The sequence below is a fragment of the Halorubrum sp. AJ67 genome (assembly GCF_000513435.1).
Genome location: NZ_CBVY010000003.1, coordinates 338,718 through 339,362 on the forward strand (window position 1 = coordinate 338,718; position 645 = coordinate 339,362).

Genomic DNA, 645 nt, shown 5'->3' on the forward strand with positions numbered 1-645 from the left:
CGACGAGGACGTGCTCGCGGCCGTCTCCTTCTCGCCCGACCGGACCGACCCCGACTGCTGCCGGCTCCGGTACGTCACGGTCCACGCCGCGCGGCGCGGCGAGGGGATCGGACCGCGGCTGATCGACGAGACTGTCACCGATCTGGCCGCCGACGGGTTTGACCGGGTGAAGATCGCCGTGAACAACCCGTTCGCCTACGAGGCGTGCCACAAGTGCGGCTTCGGATACACCGGCGAGCGGACCGGACTCGCCGAACTGGAACTGGCGCGGCCGGCCGCGACGCCCGCCCGCGTCGACCCCGAGCGATATCGCGACGGAATGGCGGCGTTCCGCGAGACGGACGCGGAACTGAGCCGCGCCGAGCGTCGGTTCGTCGCCGAGCGACTGGAACGCGGCCCGCCGGCGGTCGACGCGGATGGGACGGGAAGCGAGGATCCGCGCTAGTTGAGCGCCCAGATGGCGTAGTTGAGCGCGGTCGCGAAACAGACCCACGCGAGGTACGGGACGACGAGCGCCGCGGCCCGCCGGTCGACGCGATCGAAGGCGACTATCGTCGCGACGACCAAGGGAAGGAGGGCGACGAGGACGACGAGACCGAGGTCGGCGCGTTCGAGCCCCCAGAACACCGGCGACCACGCGACGTT

General features: G+C 71.3%; 2 protein-coding genes. One reads left to right on the forward strand and one right to left on the reverse strand.

The features are described 5' to 3' along the window. Positions 1–445, forward strand: a 445-nt coding sequence (locus BN903_RS05045) for a GNAT family N-acetyltransferase (RefSeq protein WP_048076661.1), incomplete at its 5' end; no start/stop codon positions are given. Here BN903_RS05045 and BN903_RS05050 read toward each other — a convergent pair. Then, a partial coding sequence (locus BN903_RS05050) for a TspO/MBR family protein (protein ID WP_048076662.1) occupies positions 442–645 on the reverse strand: 204 nt, incomplete at its 5' end. The genes BN903_RS05045 and BN903_RS05050 overlap by 4 nt on opposite strands.